General features: G+C 51.0%; 5 protein-coding genes. All 5 read left to right on the top strand.

What is annotated here, in order from left to right; translation table 11 throughout:
* Window positions 1-516 precede the first annotated feature (516 nt).
* The 5 genes from OIN60_RS19200 (at window position 517) to OIN60_RS19180 (ending at window position 6,212) form a co-directional block, all read left to right on the top strand.
* Window positions 517-1,635 carry an NAD(P)/FAD-dependent oxidoreductase gene (locus tag OIN60_RS19200; protein WP_305756473.1) on the top strand — a complete coding sequence of 373 codons (1,119 nt, stop codon included), beginning with the start codon at window positions 517-519 and terminating at the stop codon, window positions 1,633-1,635.
* Window positions 1,636-1,694: 59 nt separating this feature from the next.
* A complete protein-coding gene (locus OIN60_RS19195; protein WP_305756472.1) occupies window positions 1,695-3,482 on the top strand; it encodes a sensor histidine kinase in 1,788 nt (595 codons plus the stop codon).
* 4 nt (window positions 3,483-3,486) lie between these two features.
* Window positions 3,487-4,383, top strand: coding sequence for a response regulator transcription factor (locus tag OIN60_RS19190; protein WP_305756471.1), 897 nt, complete (start codon window positions 3,487-3,489; stop codon window positions 4,381-4,383).
* 76 nt (window positions 4,384-4,459) lie between these two features.
* The gene (locus OIN60_RS19185; RefSeq protein WP_305756470.1) at window positions 4,460-5,365 is read left to right on the top strand and encodes a carbohydrate ABC transporter permease; all 906 of its coding nucleotides are present in this window, start codon (window positions 4,460-4,462) and stop codon (window positions 5,363-5,365) included.
* Between the two features lie 7 nt (window positions 5,366-5,372).
* Window positions 5,373-6,212, top strand: a complete 840-nt coding sequence (locus OIN60_RS19180; RefSeq protein ID WP_305756469.1) for a carbohydrate ABC transporter permease — start codon at window positions 5,373-5,375, stop codon at window positions 6,210-6,212.
* The last annotated feature ends 10 nt before the right edge of the window (window positions 6,213-6,222 follow it).

Here is a 6,222-nt window from a genome sequence, read left to right as displayed (position 1 = left end):
CATAGACAGACTCTCCTTTGCAATTTAGCTCTGCTTTGGATCGCAGGCCCTTATACTACCTGTATTGCCAAAGTAACCTAAGATATTGCAAGTACGTGGGAGTCTGTCTCGTTCATAATAACTGTTGACCCTTCGGGCCAAAGGCGAACGCTTCACTTTTCCGGAATTGCTTCGTTCTCTCCGCTGCTTTTGTGCATCCCCCAACTTAAAAAGAACAACCGGAAATCGCAATTTTCTGGTTTAACAAAATTGAAGAAGGGGCGCCCTAAGCCATTTTCATGACTTTTGGGACTGCCCCTTCTTTATTTGACTTGAAAGCAGATGGACTGATATGCAATCTACAGTTCTGTGAAGGCAAATGCAAGTGGATCAAGATGGCGCAGGAGAAAATCGAGTTCCTCGAGAGGCTGACGCCATAGCAGTTGCAAAGGCATGATGCGGTAAGCGTGATGAGCATTATACTTTCATGCCATGTTCGTTATAATGGATACAGTGCTTTAGGAAAGGGATGTAATTATGCAGAAAGTCATCGTCATTGGATCAGGAATTCTTGGGGCATCAACAGCATACCAGTTGGCAAAGATGGGTGCGGATGTACTTATTGTAGACCGCGAAGATAAAGGACAGGCTACGGACGCTGCAGCTGGCATCATTTGCCCCTGGTTATCACAGCGGCGCAATCAGGCCTGGTATCGGCTGGCCAAGGCAGGTGCCCGCTTTTACCCCGGATTGATCAAAGAACTCATAAGCGAGGGCGAGACCGAAACAGGTTATGCTCAAGTGGGAGCTCTTAGTATTCATCGTGATTTGGATAAAATTGAAAGTATGGAGGAGCGGGCATGTATTCGAAAGGTGGATGCGCCGGAAATTGCTGAAATCACCCGGCTCGATGAAGAAGAAACCCACGCCATGTTTCCTCTGTTAGCAGCAGGGTATTCTTCTGTACATATTAGCGGGGCCGCCCGGATAGACGGTCGTGCGTTGCGCGCTGCGCTCATCCGATCGGCACAAAGAAACGGAGCTATCCTGGTCAACGGGGATGCCAAGCTTCAGTTTCAGTCGAACTGTGTAACAGGAGTAGCTGTCGGTACCCAAAGCTTCTCGTCTGACCAAGTCATTGTGTGTGCAGGTGCGTGGGCCAATCAACTGTTCCAGCCTTTGGGCATTGATTTTAAGGTCCGTTTTCAAAAAGCGCAAATCATGCATTTACAGGCTCCTGATCAACAAGACACTGGCCGTTGGCCTGTAGTCATGCCGCCCTCGGATCAATATTTATTGGCTTTTGATGAACAAAAGTTCGTCATCGGAGCGACTCATGAAAATGAAGTCGAAGGCTATGATACAAGAATAACTGCAGGTGGTATTCAGGAAATCGTGAATAAAGGGATCGAATTGGCACCTGGTTTGGCGAACAGCACATTTCAGGAGGTCAGAGTAGGCTTTCGTCCTTTTACACCCGGTTTTCTGCCGGTGATCGGTGCTGTTCCCGGCTGGGAAGGACTTATAACGGCGAACGGACTTGGAGCGTCGGGATTAACGATGGGGCCTTTTATCGGAAGCCAGCTTGCAAAGCTGGCATTAGGAGCAGACCTGGAAATTGATTTAACTGATTATGATGTTCGCAAAGCAATGTAATCAGCATTTAAGACATCCATACCCAAATGTCCGTAAAGCCGGTTGAGGGAGGAACCCGCATGCTGTATTCGCTGAAAAGCCGTCTGATCACCGCATTTGTGCTGCTGTTCTTGTTGTCCTTCGTTGTGATGACGCTGCTGTTGTTCAATGAGTCGCGCTCAATTATCCGCTCATATCTCGAATCCTCCGCGTTGGAGAAAATGGACGAATACGGCTCCTTCATCGATATGGCCCAGTCGCAGATGTATGATTTCTCCTCACTTGTCTTCAACAACACGTTGACGCACGAGTGGGAGCTGGCTATGGCCGACCCGGGACTGTCGGCGGGCGAGAGAAGTCTCACAAACATCACCTTCAGCCGTTTTCTAACGCAGACGGCGAGCAATTATTCAATCGTCTCATCCGTGTTCCTTTACCGGGAGGACGGACTTCGAATTGGTATGAACAATGAGGTGGTCTACGATGCCTCCTTCAAGGAGGAGCCGTGGTATCAGAATTTCAAGAAGCGGAGCATCCGCTGGGTACCGGCCCATCTTGACCGCGATTCACAGCAATATCATAACAAGCCTGTCATCAGTCTGCTTATGCCGATTGGGCACTTTGAGCCGGGTCTTGCCAAAACGGTGATGAAGGTGAATATTAGCTCGTCTTATTTGCTGGACCCGTTGAACCGGATTCATCTTGGGGAGAATGACACGATTTTTCTGCTGAATGAGCGCCTGCAGCCGATGCTTTCCCAGACGGAATACAGTCTGCATACAGACATGATGAACAAGGTGGATGAGCTGAGCGTGGAAAGACAAAAGCATGGTGTCGTATATACCCCGGGACAGGAGAACGGCTCCGAAATATTGGTGTACAAAAAGCTCATACGCACGGACTGGATGCTGGTTGGCTTCGTCTCAGAAGCGGATCTGTATGGCCAGCTTTTCAAGCTGCGGGACAGCATCGTGTTGTTTGCAGTTATTTTGCTGCTCGTGTCGGTCTTCATCGCCATTTGGCTGTCGCACGGCATTACAAAACCACTCTCACGCCTCGTGTCAGCCATGCAGTATGTCCAGCGGGGTGATTTTGCTGGTGCCGAAGTGCGGCTGCCTGCTGAACACAGCGTGCGCAATGAGGTTGGCTTCGTTACCTCAACGTTTCGAAATATGGTGGGTCAGCTGCGCAGCCATATCCAAACCGAGTTCGAGCTGAAGCTGCTTCGCCAACAGGCGGAGTACAAGGCGCTGCTTATGCAGATTAATCCGCACTTCCTGTTTAATACGCTGGAGCTGATGAGCTCCCTGGCGATGCAGAAACGGACGGACGATACGGTGCAGGTGATCGAATCGCTCGGCAAAATGCTCCGGTTCTCACTCCGCCTTAGCGACGATGTGATCCGGCTTGAGGAAGAATTGAAATATGTAAGGGATTACATTTCAATTCTTGATGTCCGTTTCGGTGACAAGCTGCACCTGACCCTCCAGGAGGAGGAAGGGCTTGGCGGCGCAACGATCATCAAATTTATTCTGCAGCCGCTCATTGAAAACGCTGTCAAATACAGCTTCGGGCATTCGTCTGAAGCCTATGTGCATATCCGTGTGCAAAGAGAGGGTGATTGCATTCGGCTATCGGTCGCAGATAACGGTCCCGGCATCTCTGCAGGGCTGATGCGTAAGCTGACAGACCAGGCTGCTTACGCTCAACTGGACCAAATTTTGACCAGCCGCAGCCGGGAAATCGGGCTTGGCAACGTGCTAGCCCGCTGCAGATTGTACTACGGGGAGCTGTTCGGGCTGCGGGTCGAATCGACTCCTGGTGAAGGAACCGTCATTGAATTGATTTTGCCCATCCGGGAGGAGTGAACGCATGTACCGAGTATTGATTGTGGATGATGAGCCGGAAATCCGACAAGGTCTAAGGCTGAAGGTAAATTGGGAGAACCTTGGTCTAACGCTCGTGGGGGAGGCGGGCAATGGTGTCGAAGCAATGGAAAAGCTTGCCGAGGAGGCGTTCGATATCGTCATAACCGATATGAATATGCCGCTCATGAATGGTGTTTCCCTGCTGGAGGCTTGCCATGAGCAGTATCCGGAGCTGCGGCTGCTCGTCATTTCAGGTTATGAGGATATCCGATATGCGAAGGCGGCGGTCCGGAACCAGGCCCGCGATTATTTGCTCAAACCCGTTGCCAGAGATGAGCTAACAGAGGCACTTACACGTCTCTGCAAGGAGCTTGACGCCGAACGGGCCGAGCAAGCTGAGGCGGCTGTCATCCAATGGCGGTTATCGCAATATTACAAGAAAATGAAGGAGCATTTCATCGTTCATTTTGTTAAAGAGAAGCCGAGCCAGGAGCGCGGTGTGGCGGACAGGGGGATGTCTGAAGCAACACGAGGGGCAGCAGAAGGACAAGCTGGACTGGCGTTTGAAGCGGCGCGGCATTACATAGACGACAACTACATGTTCGATCTAAATTTAACGAAGATCGCCGAACGCTTTAACTATAATCCGTCGTATTTCTCCGAGATGTTTAAAGCGAAGGTTGGCAAGACGTTCATTAACTACTTGACCGATGTTCGTATGGCGCATGCTACCCGCCTGCTGGAGGAGACAAAGCTAAGCTTATGGGATATCGCACAGCTCACAGGCTTCTCCAATGCAAGCTATTTCAGCTCCAAATTCAAGCGGATATACGGCATGAGCCCATCGGAGTACCGTCAGCAGCAACCTGAAAAATTTAATAACGAGGAGCCGAAGAAATAGAATTCCAACGCTTGCGCATCACGGGTATGCTAAACCCATACCACTACCGTTCGACCCAAAGGAGGCGTGAACCGCAATGCGCAAGCTGCCTGGAGCACCGGACAACCTGACCGCATACATGTTTTTGCTGCCATGGCTGATCGGCTTTTTCTGCCTGACGCTCGGTCCGATGCTTGGTTCCTTGTACCTGTCGATGACCAAGTTCAACCTGTTTAGCCCGCCCGTCTGGATCGGACTGGACAATTACATCACCATTTTTACCGAAGACAGCACGTTCACCGGATCGCTCGCTGTAACCTTCAAATACGTCTTCCTGTCGGTTCCGCTGCGTCTGACCTTCGCGCTGCTCGTCGCGATGGCACTTAACAAAGGGATCAGGGCGCTTGGCATTTATCGAACCGTCTATTACCTCCCGTCCCTGCTCGGGGGCAGCGTAGCGATTTCGATCGTATGGCGGCAGTTGTTCGAAGGGACAGGGCTCGTCAACCAGTTTCTGGCCAGTCTGGGCATCCAAGGGCCGTCCTGGATATCTCATCCCGATTACGTCGTCTATACGATCGTGACGCTGTCCGTCTGGCAGTTCGGCTCAGCGATGGTGATTTTCCTGGCAGGCTTAAAGCAAATCCCGGCCGATCTATACGAAGCATCCCAAGTAGACGGAGCGGGCAAAATGCGGCAGTTTTTCCGGATTACGCTCCCGCTGCTGTCACCGGTCATTTTTTTCAATCTGATCATGAGCATTATCAATTCGTTTCAGGCGTTTACGCCGGCTTTTATGATCGGAGACGGTCGTGGCGGTCCGCTTGACGCAACGATGTTCTACACGCTTTACCTGTACCTGAAAGGCTTCTCGTTCTTTGACATGGGCTATGCTTCCGCACTGGCCTGGATTATGGTGGTCATCATCGCAATATTCACCGCTGTCGTATTTATCACCTCAAAATATTGGGTATTCTACGGCGACGGCAAGGAAGGGAGGTAGCACGGCCATGACGATTAGGAAAAACTTGATCCGCTTGGCCAGACATTTCGTCATCATCTTGATGGGTATCGGGATGCTGTATCCGGTGTTGTGGCTGATCGCCAGTTCCTTCAAGCCAAATACGATGATTTTCACGAATACAAGCCTTTGGCCTGCCCAGTTCACTCTCGACAATTACATCAATGGCTGGCGGGGACTCAACGGGGTATCCTTCGGCCGCTTCTTCATGAATTCTGCGCTGATCGCGGTTATGAGCGTGCTCGGCAATATCATCACCTGTTCATTCGCGGCCTTCGCCTTCGGACGACTTGAATTCCGGCTCAAAAAGCTGTGGTTCGCGCTCATGCTGGTGACGATTATGCTTCCCTACCACGTTACACTCGTGCCACAGTACATCATCTATAACGAGTTTCAGTGGATCAACACCTACTATCCGCTGATCCTGCCCAAATGGCTGGCCCATGATTCCTTTTTCATCCTGCTGATGGTGCAGTTCATCCGCGGTATTCCGCGGGAGCTGGATGAGAGTGCGACGATCGACGGCTGCAGTCAGCGGCAAATTTATTTCCGTATCATGCTGCCGCTGCTTGTGCCCGCGCTCATTACAACGGCGATCTTTACATTTATCTGGTCGTGGGACGATTTCTTCAGTCAAATGATCTATTTGAGCGATATCCAGCTCTTCACGGTGCAGCTTGGCATCCGCTCGCTATTTGATCCTACTGGCCAGTCTGATTGGGGCGCACTGCTGGCGATGTCCGCTCTGTCACTGCTGCCAATCACGGCGATTTTCCTCCTGTTCCAGAAGTACTTCCTGGAGGGAATTGCAACGACAGGCTTGAAATAAGGTATTTTCA

This window comes from Paenibacillus zeirhizosphaerae (assembly GCF_030705605.1).
Classification (GTDB): domain Bacteria; phylum Bacillota; class Bacilli; order Paenibacillales; family Paenibacillaceae; genus Paenibacillus; species Paenibacillus zeirhizosphaerae.
Note: the sequence above shows the minus strand (reverse complement) of the source record. Positions and strands in the feature narration are given on the sequence as shown.